At 52.0% G+C, this 14621-nt stretch carries 17 protein-coding genes; 4 read left to right on the top strand and 13 right to left on the bottom strand.

What is annotated here, in order from left to right:
* The first annotated feature begins 10 nt into the window (after positions 1 to 10).
* Both HRU10_08675 and HRU10_08680 read left to right on the top strand, forming a co-directional pair.
* On the top strand, positions 11 to 277 hold the full coding sequence (locus HRU10_08675) for a hypothetical protein (protein ID NRA27308.1): 267 nt from the start codon (positions 11 to 13) through the stop codon (positions 275 to 277).
* 10 nt (positions 278 to 287) lie between these two features.
* Positions 288 to 656, top strand: coding sequence for a PspC domain-containing protein (locus HRU10_08680; GenBank protein NRA27309.1), 369 nt, complete (start codon positions 288 to 290; stop codon positions 654 to 656).
* Positions 657 to 1326: 670 nt separating this feature from the next.
* On the opposite strand, the gene HRU10_08685 is transcribed toward HRU10_08680, so the two are convergent.
* The 4 genes from HRU10_08685 to HRU10_08700 form a co-directional block, all read right to left on the bottom strand.
* The gene (locus HRU10_08685; GenBank protein NRA27310.1) at positions 1327 to 1740 is read right to left on the bottom strand and encodes a lipase family protein; all 414 of its coding nucleotides are present in this window, start codon (positions 1738 to 1740) and stop codon (positions 1327 to 1329) included.
* The gene (locus tag HRU10_08690; GenBank protein ID NRA27311.1) at positions 1665 to 2144 is read right to left on the bottom strand and encodes a hypothetical protein; all 480 of its coding nucleotides are present in this window, start codon (positions 2142 to 2144) and stop codon (positions 1665 to 1667) included. Before HRU10_08690 ends, HRU10_08685 begins: the two co-directional genes overlap by 76 nt.
* 238 nt (positions 2145 to 2382) lie before the next feature.
* The gene (locus tag HRU10_08695; protein ID NRA27312.1) at positions 2383 to 2898 is read right to left on the bottom strand and encodes a hypothetical protein; all 516 of its coding nucleotides are present in this window, start codon (positions 2896 to 2898) and stop codon (positions 2383 to 2385) included.
* Positions 2899 to 2913: 15 nt separating this feature from the next.
* Positions 2914 to 3753, bottom strand: a complete 840-nt coding sequence (locus HRU10_08700; protein ID NRA27313.1) for an MBL fold metallo-hydrolase — start codon at positions 3751 to 3753, stop codon at positions 2914 to 2916.
* 109 nt (positions 3754 to 3862) lie between these two features.
* Between HRU10_08700 and rpmG the strand changes: the two genes are divergently transcribed.
* Positions 3863 to 4036 carry a 50S ribosomal protein L33 gene (gene rpmG / locus HRU10_08705; GenBank protein NRA27314.1) on the top strand — a complete coding sequence of 58 codons (174 nt, stop codon included), beginning with the start codon at positions 3863 to 3865 and terminating at the stop codon, positions 4034 to 4036.
* Between the two features lie 56 nt (positions 4037 to 4092).
* On the opposite strand, the gene HRU10_08710 is transcribed toward rpmG, so the two are convergent.
* Positions 4093 to 4335, bottom strand: a complete 243-nt coding sequence (locus HRU10_08710; protein NRA27315.1) for a hypothetical protein — start codon at positions 4333 to 4335, stop codon at positions 4093 to 4095.
* Positions 4336 to 4351: 16 nt separating this feature from the next.
* Positions 4352 to 5443, bottom strand: a complete 1092-nt coding sequence (locus HRU10_08715) for an Mrp/NBP35 family ATP-binding protein (protein ID NRA27316.1) — start codon at positions 5441 to 5443, stop codon at positions 4352 to 4354.
* Between the two features lie 174 nt (positions 5444 to 5617).
* Between HRU10_08715 and HRU10_08720 the strand changes: the two genes are divergently transcribed.
* Positions 5618 to 6817, top strand: a complete 1200-nt coding sequence (locus HRU10_08720; protein NRA27317.1) for a PD40 domain-containing protein — start codon at positions 5618 to 5620, stop codon at positions 6815 to 6817.
* Positions 6818 to 7285: 468 nt separating this feature from the next.
* Here the strand turns inward: HRU10_08720 and dnaJ are convergent, their stop codons facing one another.
* The 7 genes from dnaJ to HRU10_08755 form a co-directional block, all read right to left on the bottom strand.
* Positions 7286 to 8437, bottom strand: a complete 1152-nt coding sequence (gene dnaJ / locus HRU10_08725) for a molecular chaperone DnaJ (protein NRA27318.1) — start codon at positions 8435 to 8437, stop codon at positions 7286 to 7288.
* A 30-nt stretch (positions 8438 to 8467) separates the two neighbouring features.
* On the bottom strand, positions 8468 to 9079 hold the full coding sequence (gene grpE / locus HRU10_08730; protein ID NRA27319.1) for a nucleotide exchange factor GrpE: 612 nt from the start codon (positions 9077 to 9079) through the stop codon (positions 8468 to 8470).
* 150 nt (positions 9080 to 9229) lie between these two features.
* Entirely contained in the window at positions 9230 to 10174 is a 945-nt protein-coding gene (locus tag HRU10_08735) for a class I mannose-6-phosphate isomerase (GenBank protein NRA27320.1), read from the bottom strand.
* Positions 10175 to 10370: 196 nt separating this feature from the next.
* Positions 10371 to 11180 (bottom strand): Fpg/Nei family DNA glycosylase, encoded by an 810-nt coding sequence (locus HRU10_08740; protein ID NRA27321.1) that lies wholly within the window; start codon positions 11178 to 11180, stop codon positions 10371 to 10373.
* Positions 11181 to 11186: 6 nt separating this feature from the next.
* A complete protein-coding gene (locus HRU10_08745) occupies positions 11187 to 12332 on the bottom strand; it encodes a glycosyltransferase family 4 protein (GenBank protein ID NRA27322.1) in 1146 nt (381 codons plus the stop codon).
* Positions 12333 to 12371: 39 nt separating this feature from the next.
* Positions 12372 to 13340: an MBL fold metallo-hydrolase gene (locus tag HRU10_08750; GenBank protein ID NRA27323.1), complete on the bottom strand. Its 969-nt coding sequence runs from the start codon at positions 13338 to 13340 to the stop codon at positions 12372 to 12374.
* A gap of 70 nt (positions 13341 to 13410) precedes the next feature.
* A complete protein-coding gene (locus tag HRU10_08755) occupies positions 13411 to 14511 on the bottom strand; it encodes a hypothetical protein (GenBank protein ID NRA27324.1) in 1101 nt (366 codons plus the stop codon).
* Positions 14512 to 14621 lie beyond the last annotated feature (110 nt).

Below are 14621 nucleotides of genomic sequence, written 5' to 3' on the forward strand. Positions count from 1 at the left end.
TTACTTTACGATGATCTTTGGCCCGTCCTTTTACGCTATGACTCCTTACATGTTTGTTGCGCTCGTAGTTGCGATCGTTTTTGCCGGAGTGGTTATGATCGTTTTGGTCTCCGGCCACTACAGTTACAAAACAAAGAAGCTACAGCAGGAGCAAAAAGGTATAAGCCGTGAAGAGCTGCTAGAGATCGAGGAGATCGCCAACAAATTAGACAAACTGAGTAGACGCATCGAGGCGCTTGAGACGCTGTCTGTTGAGCGCGACACCAAACGCAAATAGGAACACTTTTATGATAAATAATAACTTACGTGACCGCCCGCTGTATCGCTCCCGCGACAGCATTTTTCTAGGAGTCTGCAGAGGCTTCGCCGAGTGGATCGGATTCTCTGTATTCTGGACCCGTGTGATTACACTGATCCTCGGAGTAATATTCATGCCTATCCCGCTGATAATCTATTTCGGCATGGCGTTCTTGATGAAAAAAGAGCCATCAGACTACGAGCAAGGAAGCTTCACTACCGAGACTTTTGCGGGTGCAAAAACCCGCTTGCGCCGCATGAAGGAGACACTAGCAGACCTCGAAGAGCGTGCGGCTAAGTTAGAACGTGACGCCCTTAATCGCGAGAATGACTGGGACCGTCGTTTTCACCGGGGTTAGTCGGGCTTTTTTCGCTGCGCAGTCTTTGAGGGCACCCAATACACTAGTCTTTAAACACACGTTGATACATAATCGACCGTTAGTTGCGCAGACTCGTCATAGAGTCGGTGTGTCAAACTGGGCCGCGGCGGCAGGGTCACTTTCTTTGGGAGAGAAGGGGGTTCTGTGTCGCGGCCCACATGTGTCCATGTAAAGTCCTGATCTCTGGCTGTCAGTTTTTTAATCGTTGTCGCTATCGTGATTGTTGTCGATCTGTGGTTTGGTCTAATCCGATGGATTCGTTTTGATCCGCTAATAAACGCGAATAGACGCTAATTTCTGGAACTGGGAAGCTCGGGCTCTACCGTGAAGGCTACCCTGTTTCTCATACTGGTATCGGCGTTCCCAGGAGCTGGTTTTTGCCAGTAGAGTCCTGATTTCCGGTTGTCAGTTTTGATTCGTTGTCGTAATCGAGGTTTTACGACTTACGATAGCGGCCACTTGGCAATAAGCCAGTCCTTGGAGCTTGTATGTTTCGCCAAAAGGGGTCGGAAATTGGCAGAAAGCATCTAGAAGATGCTGGGCCATGACAAAGTGCATCAGCTACCTTGGGTGCAACTGATGGAGGGCGGCGCTTTGTCGCCGCCGGGAGGCCCAATGAATTGTGCTCCGCCCATTACTGTGTTCGGCCCTACGCCAAGGCCACCGCTGCCTCATCCAGATATGTCTGCATGGAATGGTTGCTGGCGAGGCCGCCCGTGTCTTCTGAGAAGCTGAGCCGATCGCACACATGGGCATACCCCATTTCTTCAAAAGGTGCTTTGGGAACCGGGTCTTCGGTATTTTCTACACGATAGAAAGGGAGATCGAGCGACTGGAATTTTTGGGCGAAGGACTCAGAGCCGACTCTTGGGCATCCAAAGACCAAGCCGCTGAGGGGAATGGCAAGGTTTTGGTAGGTGGAACTCGTGGCCATGGCAGCAAATGCCAGTGTGGCATAGGCCCCTCCGAGGCTGTGGCCTGTGATGACTATATCCTTAACGGGCAGGGATTGATTGCGATCCAGAAAGCATCGAACAAGGCTTCCTGCATCTCTTCGAAACAATCGGTAAAGCCGTAGTGCGTTTTGCCAAAATCGATCCCATTGGGACGGAAATCAACTTTGTGGACACGTAGATTTACATCCCATTCCGCACTGATGTTCGTTCCTCTAAACGCGATATAGAGCGTGCCAGTATTACTTAGGGAAACGAGTGCGACGGGTGCCTCTTCGTGGGCCCAACGGTAGCGTCGATGCCGGCCTCCGAGCTTGCGGCGGTAAACGAGGGTCTCTGACCAGATCAAAGAGCTGTGATCAACGATCGATTCCACAGGTTGATCGGCAAGCGTATCCCATTGAAAGGCACCTTCTGCGGGTCTGCCTTCCTCTTTCCATTCATCAACAGTCTTGTAGAGCTGTTGGATAAGTTTGCAGCTTGTGCGGTATGTTGAGTCCGAGGGTAACGTCATATCTGTTGTCTATGACTCATCTTGCTCACAGTTAAAGGACAAATTTTTCCACGCGGCCTAGTGAGAACTGAGGTGGTCCTTAATTCTCATCCTGCCAGCAATACTAGGCGACGTGATGTTTTGTCGGGTGATCGCGAGAGCGATTGCCATGGGGCGTGCCGAAGCTTGAGACAAGTAATCTGAGCTCAAGTTAGTCCTCCGCAGATCTGGTTACATCTCATGCAGATCTTTATTACCCTCAGTCAAAATAGCGAAATGCACCACGTAGCAGATAAAGTGTGTCGTAGTATTCCTCTCTGTAGGCCTCGTATTCAGCTTGGTTTCGACCTCGCATCAGTTCATTCCATCGCTGGCCATCTTGCTCAAACTGTATGCGCTCAAGCTCTCGCTTTTTTGCCTCTGCTCTCGCCTCAAGGCTAATGCCAAAAAAAGGAAGGGTGTAGCGGTTTAAAATTAGATCGGCAGTTTCAATGTGTTCTTTGATCAGCCGTTTGGCGCGTGCCTCTCCACTTAGCGTGAGGTAAGGGTCGGCCAGCACACGCTTCACGGAGTCCATAGGCTCGTCGGTCACGACGAACTCTTTCAGAACGGGTATGTCATCTCCAACCAAATGACGGTCCTCTTGACTCAATGTTCTGCCTTTTGACTTGTCCTTATGGTCTATGCTAGCCTTTTCCTGGTTATCGGTAGAGGCTGCTGAGGTTCCCCAAATAACCAGGCTGATGAAAGGAACGATTTGTCTGATCTTTGGCATCTTTCTCTCAGATTATCAGTGGGTCGCTTTGTTCAAATTGTCGGCGAAAAATGGATTCCAAAGTCTTTCGTGAGCAATATCCGTAAGAGGACCGTGGCCGGGCGCCACGATGGTGTCATCCGGAAGGGTAAAGAGCTGAGCCCGGTTGGTGTCTAACGCCTCTTGGTATGACACGATACCACCGCCCATTGAGCAGGCGAAAAGGGCGTCACCGACGACTGCGATGGGCGTTTCCAACCCACTTATGATGAAGCTGGTTCCATCGTTGGCGTGGCCAGTAGTTTTCCTGGTTTCGATGCCAAGTGTGCCGATCTGGAATCGATCCCCGTAGGCGAAGCGCCTCGTTGCAGAAAAGCTGCTCTGCTCAGCTATGTTCGATTCAATATCGAACTGCTCACAGATTTCTGTGGCTCGTGCAACATGGTCCCGGTGACCATGAGTCAGGAACAGAGCACGAGGTTTGAGCTGATTTTTGCTGATACAGTCAAAGATGGGCTGTGCGTCGGTGCCCGTATCGAAAATTGCGGCGTTGCCGGCAGAGTCAGCGATGATCCATGCGTTCACTGTCATTTCTTCGCCGAAGGGAGTATTGATCATATAGAGGCCTTTGGGCGGAGAGATTCTCGGCACTTTTGGATCGAACGAGAGCGCCTCCAGCGCGCGCGTAGACAAGTTGATGTGTGGAGCGCAGGCGATGAGTGATTCTTTATCTTTATGGCCGCGCGTGAGAGCCCTTACTCTGTCTTCGTCTATTCCCGAAACTTTAGCCAGCATGGAGACCGTTATAGTCTTACCTATCATGGCTTTTTTCATGACGTCATCGTAATTATCTTCGAGAGGAATGATTGCTGTCATACACGCTGGTTTCCGGTGTAATAGGTCAATAGTTGGACTGAAATATAGAAAAGCCTTGAAAAAAAATCATTACACGATGTGCTCATAACCTTTCACCTAATTTCAGACCATGCCAAGAGAAGTCATCATTTTAGAGTGCACCGAAGCGCGTAAGGAAAACAAACCTGTTTCCCGTTACATGTCGTCGCGCAACCCGAAGACGCAGACCGAAAAAGTCGAGAAGAAGAAATACAATCCACATTTGAAGCGCCACACGATACACAAAGAGATCAAGAAGAAATAGGTGTTCTTTTTCGAAGACTTTGATCTGAGAGCATCCCAAGCAATTGGGGTGCTTTTTTATTTTCCAAGGAGGAAATTGCCCGAAGTCTTGCGGCGGTTTGCCTTCCACTCGTTACGATGATTGCGGATCCAGTCAAGCAGAGCCTGGTCAAAGCCGATATCGCAGCCTGCCTTTTCTGATTCGATCCACTTATGTTTGAGAATCTCTTCACGTTCTGCGAGGAATTCTTGGTAGAGTGTGGATTTTGCGGCAAAGCCTGAGCTTTTGGATTTCGACTGGGAGGAGGGTTTGGCGCTCATTTATTTTATAGGGAGATTATTTATTCCGCATCGCGCTGGCAAATGCTTGATCTGGCGAGGCATGGTATAGCTGTTGGATGATTTGCCCAGCTATGCTGCGAAAGGCGAATGCGGAAAGGCTTTCAGGTTCGGAGATACAGATCGGGATGCCGCGATCACCGCCGGCGCGCAAATCTGGATCGAGAGGAATCTGGCCTAAGAAATCGCAGTCGAGGTTGGCCGCAGTGTGGGCTCCACCGCCTTGGCCGAAAATATACTGTTTTTTTCCGGTCTCAGTATCTTCCAGATAACTCATATTTTCCACAGCTCCAAGAAAGGGCACATTAAGTTCGGGGAACATCATCGCTCCACGTAAGGCCACATTGACTGCGGCAGCTTGTGGGGTGGTCACGACGACGACGCCATCGAGCGCCAGATTTTGGCATAGGGACAGGTGAGCATCCCCGGTTCCGGGAGGCAGATCTACAAAAAGGACTTCTAAATCACCCCAGGCGACGTTGCGAATGAACTGCGAGATGGCTTGATGAATTCTTGGACCGCGCCAGACAACCGGCGCTCCTTCTCCGAGGAAATAACCCATACTCATGCAGCTGACGCCAAAATTCTCTGGAGGAATTAAGTAATCTTCTTCGAGCTCAGGCTCGGTGCCGATTCCGAGCATAAGCGGGATCGAGGGGCCATAGATGTCGCAGTCCATTATCCCGACCGCGCTGGGCCGACCTTGTTCGGCAAAGATCTGCGATGCAGCTATGGCAACGTTGGTTGTGAGTGTACTTTTGCCAACACCTCCCTTGCCACTGGCAATGGCGACGACGTGGCGCACTCCCTCGATGCGAGAGGGTTCTGCAGCTTGTTCGCCTGGAGTTGGTGGTGCTTTGACTGCTATCTCGAGCTGGACTTTGCGAATGCCTCCTAGCGATGATAATGCATAGTCGACATCTTGGTGGAGTGTTTCCGCGATCTTTGGGTCTTTTGACGTCAACTCTAGAGTGACCTGAGCCACTCCGTCATGGACTTCAGCGTGACGAATCAGGCCGAATGAGACGATATCTCGGCTGAAACCGGGATACTTTACCGATTTAAGCGCTTCTGTGATGCGGTTGTCCAAGTTTGTGACAAATTTGAAAAATAGAGGATGAGTTTTATCGAACGTCGAACAAGCCAATTCGCTCTATTTATATCCTAACCAACCTGCGATGAATCTCAATTATTGCGTTATTTTTTCTGAGCAGACGGTAACTTTTGCCCAGTGTCTCGATTTACTCCACATATCCTCTCATTTATGAAATCTTTTAGACTTTTAGCGATCGCAGCGTCATGCTTCGGATCTTCTCTTTGGCCCGTTCTCGTCTTTTCGCAGGAACGGATTGATGAGATATCACGCCAGGGTCATCAGGCGGTCAGTGTTACTGTTGATGCGGCGGACCCACAGCTCATGCGCCTCGCTCGGCGGGGTTTTGCGATGCATGGTGGTTTTGAACTAGTCACAGCACAGGATGCTGCTTGGGTTGCTCGCTTTGAGAAGACAGCAACCGGAATTAACTATCGTGTAGAGGCTAAAGGAGGGGATGCAGTCATCGCTCAGGGTTCAGTCCACGGACAGGTTTTGGAAGCTATGCTAGCGGCTTTGGACGGAATTGTTTTGCAAGTCACAAAACGACCAGGATTTTTTCAAGGAAGGCTCGTGTTTGTGGCAGAGCCGTCCGGGAATACTGAACTCTACACCTCTGATATTCTCTTTGAAGCAGTCACTCCGTTGAGCAATTTCGGGGCACAAGTTGTGAGTCCGCGCTGGAGTCCAGATGGTAGATATCTCGTTTTCACAAGCTATGCAGCGACAGGTTATCCTGACATCGTGCGCTTAGACATAGGAGAGGGCATGCTCAACACCATCGCAAATTATCGAGGTGTGAATCTAGGAGCGCGCTTCTCACCCGACGGCAATCGCCTCGCTTTCGTCTCATCGAGCTCTGGTACGCCCGAGATTTACATCTCTCGGCCTGATGGGTCGCAGGCTCAGCGTTTTACCTGGACCAAAGGTTTGGCGGCGACGCCGACGTGGAGTCCTGATGGAAGCCAACTGATCTTTACTTCCGATGACTGGGGTGGGCCGCAGATCATATTACTTGATCTGGCCCAGAAGCGAAACACCCGCATTCGCACGGGAATGGGTGGCTATAATGCCGAGGCCGCTTGGAATCCTCTAGATCGGGACCAAATCGCCTTTACCGCCCAACGCAACGGCCAGTTTCAGATTGCGCTCTATCAATTCTCAACGGGCAAATCAGTTCAGCTGACGAGTCAAATTGGAGATAGCGTTGAACCTGTTTGGCTCAGCGATGGTCGCCACCTGATAGTCACCTACCGCGAAGGTGCGACCAAACGTCTCCGTATCTTAGACTCTGAGACTGGCAAAACGAATGACCCGCACACACTTCAGCTGGTGGGGGCCTGCCAGGCAGATTTTGTGGGGAAGTTCTGATTCTAAGTTCCATGCTGAGGGGGGGGCTGGGATAAGCTATTGGGCTTTTCTTGAGGTGATGGATGCTGAGGGGCGATGCCTTTGCCCGTGTAGCTGCGTCAACGTATTCGCTATTTCACTCAAGGTGCTGTGATCGGATCGTCCCATTTTGTGGAGAAGCATACCCAAGATTGGACGGAGCGTATCGGTGATCGTCGGAAGCGATTACCTAAGCCAATTGAGGGCGCGGCGCTGTGTGGGTTATCTAGTTTTAGACGCTAGCGTAAACAGTAGAGTGGTGTGGTGAGTCTCTTAGTGTTTCACAATAGTCATTGTGAGTGCAGCGAAAAAAGCCGAGCTGGAGCTCGGCGTTCCCAGCGTAGTCGTTGAAGATAAGGAGCTCTGTCGCCTCGGCCCCGACAGAGTGGGGGACAACAAAGGCAATTGGGGAAATGTCCCCGTAGTTACCGTTGCACCCTCTCTGGGGCGCTACTCGAAAAATTTCTTAGCTTTTTCGAAGAAGCCTTCCTCGACTGGATGTGCGGCGTCGCCGCAGGCTTCGGCGAAGTCTTCGAGTGCTTTGCGTTGGTCTTTATTCAGCTTTTTGGGCACCTCGATTTTGACCTTGATGAGTAGGTCGCCTTTCGGGCCGCCACGCAGGCTTGGCATGCCCTGGTTGCGTAGGCGGAAGGTTGTGCCGGATTGTGTGCCTTCGGGAATTTTGAGGTTCCCTTTGCCGCTTAATGTGGGCACGTCGATGGTGCCGCCGAGGGCTGCGATCGTAAATTTAATGGGGATCTCGGTGTAGAGATCGTCGCCGCTTCGCTCGAAGATATCGTGCTCGGCGACGTGAACGATGATGTAGAGATCGCCTGAAGGACCACCGCGTGGACCGGCTTCACCTTTTCCCGATGAGCGCAGCCGTGAACCAGTTTCGACGCCGGCGGGGATACGGACCTTTACGGTGCTGGTGTCTTGAATGCGGCCGTCGCCGCGGCATGTGCGGCACGGGTTATCGATGACTTGACCGGTGCCCTGACAGCGTGGACAGCTCTGGCGAAATTGAATAAAGCCGCGTGAGGAAGTGATATATCCGGACCCGCCACAATCGGGGCAGGTCGTGGGTTTAGCGCCTGCTTCGGCGCCCGAGCCTCCGCAATCCGCACAGGTGACATTGCGGCGATAGCGGATCTCTTTTTCGGTGCCCGCAGCCGCGTCTTCAAGTGATATTTCGACGTCATAGCGCAGATCGGCTCCACTTTCGACAGCCGAACCTCCGCCGCCCCCGCCACCTCCGAAGAATTCATCGAAGATGCCGCCACCTCCACCGCCGCCGCCACCGCCACCGAAGACTTCGCGGAATATGTCGAATGGGTCGTGGCCGGCGGAACTGCGCCCACCGCCGCCACCGCCTTGCTGAAAAGCGGCATGACCAAAGCGATCATAAGCAGCCCGTTTTTCCGGGTCTTTGAGGATGTCGTAGGCCTCTGAGATCTGTTTGAATTTCTCCTCAGCCTCGGCGTTGCCAGGGTTTTTGTCTGGGTGATATTTTACCGCGAGTTTGCGGTAGGCACGTTTCATCTCCTCAGGTGAAGCATCTTTGCTCACGCCAAGGAGGTCATAATAGTCTTCTTTTGCCATCCGGTATCTAGGTGATGGAGAGTGGAATTCTTATGATTCTGCGTCGGCTTTTCCGCTGGAGACAATGACTGTCGCGGGGCGAAGGAGACGTTCGTTGAGTGTATAGCCGGCGCGCAAGGTCTGGATGACGACACCCTCGTCATGCTCGTCGGAGGGTTGATTAGAGGTAGCCTCGTGGAGATTTGGATCGAACGCGCCGCCGGTAGGATCGATTTCAGTCAGGCCCTTATCACCCAGGATCTGTTTGATCTGGTTAATTACCATCTCGAAACCGTAGGCGACATTCTTTGCCTCGGTGCTGTCGTATTGCGTGGCACCTTGTAGCCCGAGCTTCATGTTGTCGATGGCAGGGAGCAGGTCTTCGATCAGGTCGCCGATGGCATATTTGCGCAGATCGTCCTTTTCGCGAGCCATGCGCTTGCGATAGTTTTCTTGCTCGGCAGCGGTGCGTAGGAGGCGATCCTGAAGCTCGGCAGCACGTGCTTCTGCTTGGTTTAGGCGACTGACGAGTTCGTTCTCGTCCGAGACATAGCTTTCTTCGGCATTTGCCTCAACCTCTGGGGTCTCAACAGATTCAGCAGCGGTTTCTTCGTCGACGTCGGGATTCTTTGTCTCTTCAGATGTCTCTGTTTTATCAGACATGGTTATAAATCTTCAAGGATTGGGAAAAAATCAAACGATTCAAGATGACGATTTTCGTTCGAGTTTCAAGACGAAGCTGCGGTGGTGCGCTTAAATTAGCGGTTTGGCAATGAGACGGGGGTTTTTTACACAATCTCAAATTGGCCCAGCTTAGATGAATCGATCGGTAATGAGCACGATACTCGGTTCTGTCGCAGCTAGATTGAAAGTCTGGCCATAGGGTAAGATTGTTGTCGAACTCGGCGCTGAGGTGAAGTCACCGGATTTGAGTGTGCCTGACACGACATGGAGGAGCATCGGTTCATTGCTTGTGTCGACAGGTAAGGACTCTCCTGCATTGAGTTCGAATTTACGGATGCGAAATTCTTTGGCTTCTGCGACTGTGAGTGATTGACCGGCGGTGCGGAGTGCCGAGGGCTCGAAGTCATTAAAATCGATAGACTTCAATGATTCTTCGATGTGCATGTCGCGTGGCTTGCCGTCCAGGCCGACGCGGCCCCAGTCGTATACGCGGTAGGTGGTGTCGGAATTTTGCTGGATTTCGAGGATGAGGTTTCCTCCGTCGATGGCGTGAATACGGCCGCTCTCAACAAGAATGGAATCTCCGGGCTGAACTGGAAAACGGTGCACACAGTCTTCGAGCGTGTTGTCTTTGAGCGCAGCCTCAAATTGTTCTCGCGTGGCACCGTTCTTTAGGCCGACCACGAGATGGGAATCGGGATCACATTGAGCGATGAACCAATTTTCGGTCTTGGGTTCGCCTTTGAGTTCGTCGGCGACAGAGCCTGGGGGGTGGACTTGAAGGCTGAGTCGCTCTTTGCAGTCTAACCACTTGACCAAGATGGGAAATGGGCGGCTGGTATCGTAGTCAGGCCCCATGATTTCGGAGCCATGTTGTTCGATAAGAAGGCGGATGGTTTTACCTGCATGAGGCCCATCGACGACAACCGACTGGGCTTCGGGGCGATCGACACATTCCCAGCTTTCACCGATTACTTTGCCCTTTGGCAGATCGCGGCCGAGTTTTTCGTGGAGCCCACGTCCGCCCCAGACGCGTTCCTGATAGATAGGTTTGAGTGAGATAGGTCCAGCCATTCGATTGAACATTGAAGCACATCAGACGTGGTCAAGGGTGGAGTGGCGACTTTTGGAGCTAGTGATGATTTTGAGCCATATGATATTGGTTGAGCGCAAATACTCCTCGGTATTTTATTAGGTTGGCGTAAGAATTTAACGGCTTGGCAATTCTGCTTCATAATCGTGGCGAAACTGCACCCTCACTTCGCTGGTTTTAAATAATTTTTTGGATCGCAGGCGACCAACAAGCCGTGCGTCCGTTGATCTTTTCCCGTAGCAGGGGTGCGCCGCTTTTGGGGCATATGCCACCGTCTTTCCAGCGGTGATTGAACAACCATTCGTCAGGTGGGGTGCTCCAGTCTTGGGCGATAACGCGCATGCTATCGTGTGCGACTTCAACTATTTTGTTATATAATGCTCTAGCTTTAAAGCCGTTCAGAGATCCTGATCGCGAAGCTGGGTGGATTTTTGCGCGCCAAAGTATTTCATCGGCCATCCAATTGCCGACGCCCGGAAAGTAGGCCTGGTCCAAAAGAAGTGTTTTGATCGCGGTCTTGGGCCTGCGCTTTAAAGCGTTCTCAGTGATCTCCTCGGTAAAGTCCTTCGAATTCACCGCTGGGGGAAGAGCGGTCCAAAATGTCGGAGTGTCGACCGAGTCCAACCAAGTGATGCGTCCGAAGTGACGTGCGTCATTAAATGTGGCGATGCAGGGTTGTGTGTAGAGGACAAGTCTGTCGTGGGGCCGGGGCTGATAGGTGCTTGATTCCGAGGTCGGTTCAGTGCGGAGTTTTCCGGTCATTCCCAAATGGAGACGGAGCCAGCCCGCACCCTCGAACTCGAACAACATTTGTTTGCCATGTAGATGATAAGCTATGAATCGACGGCCCGTGAAAGTGTCCTTACTCAACGTTTTGTTTTCGCGCAGCACTCGAGACGTTTTGTCGATGTAGGCGGATTCGATCCGTTGTCCGATGACGGGGTCCCACTGGCGTGCGTAAAACGCTACTTCGGCGAGCTCAGGCACTGGTGTTCAGCAGTATAGGGATCGAGCTGCTTCCAGCCATGAGTGCTGAGCAGCGAATGCACGACCGTTTTCCCCGAGGCGGTTACGCAGTGCGGCTTGCTCGATGAGTTGGCGGAGGTTTTTTAATAAGGTGGCGGAGTCATCGGGCTGCGAGAGAAGGCCGGTATGGTTGTGCAAAACGGCTTCGGCGACCCCGCCTGTTTCGTTGGCCAAAACGGGGAGTCCGGCTTGTGAGGCTTCGAGGTAGACAAGCCCAAAGCCTTCGATGCTCGAGCCTTCCTGTCGGCTGGTCATGGCGAAAATATCCGCAGCTGAGTAGAGTCGATGTAGATCCCCATCAGAGACCGCTCCTAAAAAGTGGATCGGAATTTTTGATCGGCTCGCGAGGAGTTCGAGTTGTTTTTGGTATGACTTGTCGACCACTCGACCGGCATACCAAATCGCTATGCTGTCATGAAGGTGTTTAGGAAGCTGCTCTGCAGTTTGAAGGAGATGTCGGTGGCCTTTTCGGGGATGAATACGGCCGACGGAGAGAATTATAGTGCGGCCGTTTGCATTAGGGATATTGAGGTGTTGCGGTGCAGCCTTAAGGTTGCGCGGTGCCCCGGGAATCATTTTGATTTTTGTTGGATCTATCCCCGGGAATCGCTCTTGGAGAAGCTTGCTGTTCGCTTCTGAAAGCAAGTGTATTTTTTCGCATTGGCCCAAAAGTCGACGGAACAGCATGCGTCGATGCCTAGACTCCGTGAATTTCAGGATTTCTGATCCGTGCAGAGTGATGATCTTGCGTGGTTTCTGTGGGAAGTTTTTCCGCAATTGGAGATACATCCACGCGAGCACGGCCCCGGGTTCGGCAATGTGTATCAAAGCCCCATCGCCGAATCCATAGCGGCTCATGTATCGGCTTACTTGAAGGGCGTGGCCCACGCGGCAAGACCAATCCATGCTCCCCTTAACGGGTATCGGTATTACGGCAAACGGAGGTGCTGTCTGTGCTTTTATCGCGGCAGTATGGCGACGGGGTACCCAGACGCGAACGCGCTTGTTTAGACACTTGGCCGCGCGCGCAAGTTGATCGGCTACTACCCCTGCGCCGCCATGGCTGGGGTAGAATTCGTGGGTCAGGATGTGTAAGTCGCGACTGTGCGGCATGGGCTTCTTGTAAGCTCCCATTTCCCATGCACAAGGCGTTTAAACTGAAGCTGCACTGTATCGATAGGCCTTCCCATCTCTGAGAATCCTTCCATACCCTGGGAAATGCAGGTGCGAACCCAATACTAAGGATTTATCGGCTGCGAGCTGATCGAATAGCGTTACGCGTGAAACTACGGCTTGCTCAGGATCTAAATCAAATGCGAACTTAATCCCGGGTAAACGCGTATGCAGCTCAGCGTTGTGAAGGGCATCCGCGATCATTTTCACCTCTATGTCGCCGCCATCTATAGTTAAGACACCGTGGCCGGGTGTATGGCCAGAGAAGACATCCAATTGGATTCCGGCAGCTATCTCTTTTCCTGATTCTACTCGGGTGATTTGGTCTCCATATGCACGGGTCATTTGCTGGGCGAGTTGAAATATCCCCAGAGCACTCTCAGGAGCTTGGCTCATAATGGCTTGGTCGTTCCAGAACGTGAATTCCTTCTCTGTGATGATCACCTCTGCGTTAGCGAAGACATTTGATCCGTCAGCCGAAAGCATCCCTCCAATATGATCAGGATGAGCATGGGTTAGGATGACTTTGTCGATTTGCGAAGGAGTCACGCCTAGGGCAGATAATCCGGCGCTTAAATTTCCAAACCCTGGCCCAAACATATCCAACGCTCCAAATCCTGAATCAATCAGAATGGTTTCCTGCTCCGAAGAGAGCAAAAACGCTGATATGGGTCCCGGGATGGTCTGACCTGTCTGTCCCGTTTCCGCCAAAACGGCATCGATCTCTTGTTCAGGACCCGAAAACAGCTCCCGCCCCATTGGGATCATTCCATCTAAGATTGATGTCACTGTATACTGTCCGATAGTCGCCTGGAATAATCCAGGTGTGATGGCTGCCGGGGCCGGTTTTTTCTCCATCGCACGCAGTGGAGTTGCAGCAGCCAATGCTGTGGATGCGATTGCTAAACCGCCAAATTTTCGACGTGATAGATTCGTTGCGCTTTTCATGTTTGGAAATTTGAAGGAGTGAGTGCTGCGATATAAAATGATTCCAGAATGGCACTCAAATCATTGGTAATTAATTTTCAACCGAACGTAGGTCGATGCCAGGTGCTAGACGCATTGCTTCGAGTTCTAGGCGTGTGGCGTTTGTCTGCCGCTTGAGTGTCTCTGCTGCCGAGATATCAGGAACTGGAAAGGCCGCTACACGTGATGCATAGGCGTAGTTTCCTGCTCGTATGAATGGCCGGAGCCGTTCGATTTCGGTTCGATTCAAAAGCGTCGAAGGCCATGGTGTGGTGAGAAAGCTGCGTCCCATGAAATCAAGAAGTGTGGTGCCTCGGATTCGCTCGCCGTTCTCGATTCGTCTGGGTGCATTAAAGCTTATCCAGGGTCGATCATCAGAGTTGATCGGATACTCTTCCAACTGATCATTCATAGTTTTGAGGTCGCCGATCAATGCGAGGCGTGCGTTGCCGACTGAGCGGAAAAAAAGAGACTGGTCGCGCAGGTATTGTATGGTCGGATGTTGAAGTCGATCTAAGATGCTCGCCTCTGAAATGTCGAAAGGGTGGGCGCTACCCAACAAGGCAATAGTGGGCTGAATAGCGTCGAAGTTACCACGGAGTATCAGCGCATGCTCAAATACTTCGGAGAATGTGCGCATGATGACTTGCATGGATTCTGCGTTCAGCTGGTAGGCAGGCAGCCATAGGCATAAGCTGCCCTCGGGGCTCAAGGTTGCGCGCACTGCGCGGAAGAAGTCTACTGAGTAGAGGTGGCTACTTCCTGCGCGAGAGGGGAGAAATAGATCGCAAATAACAAGATCCTGCGGCGAATCTGAGTGGGTGAGCAAGTGCCGTCCATCGCCGACATAGAATGTCACTCTTGGATCATTGAACAAACGTGTGTTCCACGGCTCGAAGTGATCCTTGGCTGCCTGCATCACCTCTGGGATGAGCTCTGCGGTAGTCAGCTCACTCACCGGAAGGTCAAGCGTAGCATTGGCCGATATCCCCGATGCCGTGCCTATGTAGGATGTGCGGTCGACTGATTTTGTAAACAGATAGGGAACCCATGCTTGCTGTTTTTGTGAGAGCAGCGCGCTGTTCGTGCCATTGAGTGTGTAATGGTAGTCGAACAGAATGTGGCGTGATCCTGCCCCCTCGACAACAGCCACTTCACCCGAGCGCCCGGGGTATGTTTCTATGAGGGGTGTGACCAGAGGTGCGGGGAGTCATGCGGCCTCTTTGAGCCATTCTTGACTTTCGATGTAGGTGGCGCGGTGGG

Source organism: Opitutales bacterium (genome assembly GCA_013215165.1).
Classification (GTDB): domain Bacteria; phylum Verrucomicrobiota; class Verrucomicrobiia; order Opitutales; family JABSRG01; genus JABSRG01.

Bases quoted from the DNA above. Each gene is read 5' to 3' on its own strand.
- HRU10_08675 (NRA27308.1), top strand. From the start codon at position 11: ATGATCTTTGGCCCGTCCTTTTACGCTATGACTCCTTACATGTTTGTT.
- HRU10_08680 (NRA27309.1), top strand. From the start codon at position 288: ATGATAAATAATAACTTACGTGACCGCCCGCTGTATCGCTCCCGCGAC.
- HRU10_08690 (NRA27311.1), bottom strand. From the start codon at position 2,144: ATGACGTTACCCTCGGACTCAACATACCGCACAAGCTGCAAACTTATC.
- HRU10_08695 (NRA27312.1), bottom strand. From the start codon at position 2,898: ATGCCAAAGATCAGACAAATCGTTCCTTTCATCAGCCTGGTTATTTGG.
- HRU10_08700 (NRA27313.1), bottom strand. From the start codon at position 3,753: ATGACAGCAATCATTCCTCTCGAAGATAATTACGATGACGTCATGAAA.
- rpmG (NRA27314.1), top strand. From the start codon at position 3,863: ATGCCAAGAGAAGTCATCATTTTAGAGTGCACCGAAGCGCGTAAGGAA.
- HRU10_08710 (NRA27315.1), bottom strand. From the start codon at position 4,335: ATGAGCGCCAAACCCTCCTCCCAGTCGAAATCCAAAAGCTCAGGCTTT.
- HRU10_08720 (NRA27317.1), top strand. From the start codon at position 5,618: ATGAAATCTTTTAGACTTTTAGCGATCGCAGCGTCATGCTTCGGATCT.
- dnaJ (NRA27318.1), bottom strand. From the start codon at position 8,437: ATGGCAAAAGAAGACTATTATGACCTCCTTGGCGTGAGCAAAGATGCT.
- grpE (NRA27319.1), bottom strand. From the start codon at position 9,079: ATGTCTGATAAAACAGAGACATCTGAAGAGACAAAGAATCCCGACGTC.
- HRU10_08735 (NRA27320.1), bottom strand. From the start codon at position 10,174: ATGGCTGGACCTATCTCACTCAAACCTATCTATCAGGAACGCGTCTGG.
- HRU10_08745 (NRA27322.1), bottom strand. From the start codon at position 12,332: ATGCCGCACAGTCGCGACTTACACATCCTGACCCACGAATTCTACCCC.
- HRU10_08750 (NRA27323.1), bottom strand. From the start codon at position 13,340: ATGAAAAGCGCAACGAATCTATCACGTCGAAAATTTGGCGGTTTAGCA.